Origin of the sequence: Phenylobacterium sp., from assembly GCF_030645195.1 — a bacterium.
Lineage (GTDB): Bacteria > Pseudomonadota > Alphaproteobacteria > Caulobacterales > Caulobacteraceae > Phenylobacterium.
On the sequence record NZ_JAUSLW010000108.1, the window covers coordinates 1 to 1,812 of the forward strand.

Annotated in this window: 3 protein-coding genes; all 3 read left to right on the forward strand. The window is 61.4% G+C overall.

The features are described from left to right. The coding region (locus Q7T09_RS09405; protein ID WP_304699346.1) for a sigma-70 family RNA polymerase sigma factor at positions 1–400 on the forward strand (400 nt) is incomplete at its 5' end. A gap of 411 nt (positions 401–811) precedes the next feature. Continuing rightward, positions 812–1,132, forward strand: a complete 321-nt coding sequence (locus Q7T09_RS09410) for a 2Fe-2S iron-sulfur cluster-binding protein (RefSeq protein ID WP_304699347.1) — start codon at positions 812–814, stop codon at positions 1,130–1,132. A 23-nt stretch (positions 1,133–1,155) separates the two neighbouring features. Beyond that, the coding region (locus tag Q7T09_RS09415; protein WP_304699348.1) for a diiron oxygenase at positions 1,156–1,812 on the forward strand (657 nt) is incomplete at its 3' end.

Here is a 1,812-nt window from a genome sequence, read left to right on the forward strand (position 1 = left end):
GGAACTGGCCGAGAAGCTGGCCATGCCCCTGGAAAAGGTCCGCAAGGTCCTGAAGATCGCCAAGGAGCCGATCAGCCTGGAAACCCCGATCGGGGACGAGGAAGACAGCCACCTGGGCGACTTCATCGAGGACAAGAACGCCATCCTGCCCATCGACGCCGCCATCCAGTCGAACCTGCGGGAAACCACCACCCGCGTGCTCGCCTCGTTGACGCCTCGCGAGGAACGCGTCCTGCGGATGCGCTTCGGCATCGGCATGAACACCGACCACACCCTCGAGGAAGTGGGCCAGCAGTTCAGCGTGACCCGCGAACGCATCCGTCAGATCGAGGCCAAGGCGCTGCGCAAGCTCAAGCACCCCAGCCGCTCGCGCAAGCTGCGCAGCTTCCTCGACAGCTGACGACGATCGCCGTCGGGGTGGGCTTCCGCCCATCGCCGGCGGCGCTCCGATTCCGAAGGTCTATGACGGCGCCGGCCGCCGCGCGACTGGTCCCTGAGCTCGGAGAGGGGCCTCCGCCGCCCCGGTCGCGGAAGGCGGCTGATCGATGCTCGTTCAGGCCGCCGCCGGAAACCTGGCCGAGCCGTCAGGATCGAGACCACCTTCCCCCAAATTATTGACCTAGATCAAAGATGACGCTGGCGTCATCTTTATGGTTCCGCTCAGGGCGTCCGAAAGGGGCGCCGGGAACGGTGAGGAGAGGACTGTGAGCCCTCAGGGTCACGATCCTTCAAGCCCGGACGATCGGGTCGATGGCCCTCCAGCGGCGAGCGGTCGAGCCTTGCGCCCAGGTTCCTCAAGGAGAGGATTCGTATGGCGAAGATCACCTACATCGAGAACGGCGGCACAGAACATCACGTGGATGTTCCGACCGGGTTGTCGGTGATGGACGGCGCCAGACGTTTCACCATTCCGGGGATCGACGGGGACTGCGGCGGCGCCTGCGCCTGCGCAACCTGCCATGTCTATGTCGAGGGGGCATGGATAGAGCGCCTTCCGCCCATGGAAGAAATCGAGCACGACATGCTCGATTTCGCCTTCGACGTGAAAGAAAACAGCCGTCTTAGCTGCCAGATCAAAATTGATGACAGCCTTGATGGATTGATCGTCAGAACGCCGCCGCGTCAGTACTGAAAATAACCTCAGGGAGAATTGTCATGACTATCTTAGAGCCGGGTATCTCCAAGCCTAAGCCCGACTGGAATGTCACCATGAACCCGGATGATCTCTACAAGACGGCGATGAACATCGCCTGGTCATTCCAATACGACATGTCCGGAGACAAGGTCGAAGATCTCTACAAGCGGGCCAAGCAGAACCAGTGGGACTCCGACGAGTACCTGCCCTGGGACACCCAGGTCGATCCGTCCAAGCCGCTGATCAACGACCGTTCGGACATCTATCACCAGATGCCGTTCTTCTCGAAGCTGTCGAAGTCCCAGCAGGAAACCTTCACCGCCCACTCTACGGCCCAGCTCCTGTCCCAGTTCCTGCATGGAGAGCAGGGCGCCCTGATGACCGCGGCCTGCGTCACCCATTCCGTCCCGGACGCGACGGCCAAGCTCTATGCCGCCACCCAGACCATGGACGAGGCGCGCCACGTCGAGGTCTATGCGCGATACTGCGACAAGATCGCCATCGTCTATCCGATGTCCCTGTGGCTCAAGGCCCTGATCGACGCGACCCTGAAGTCGGATCGCTATGAGAAGGTCATGATCGGCATGAATATGATCGTCGAGGGGCTGGCCCTGGGCGCCTTCAACAACATGTACCGGACCACCCAGTGCGAACTGTTGAAGAAGCTGACCTTCAAC

Excerpts from the sequence above, each read along its gene's own strand:
- Q7T09_RS09410 (WP_304699347.1), top strand. The coding sequence starts at position 812 with ATGGCGAAGATCACCTACATCGAGAACGGCGGCACAGAACATCACGTG.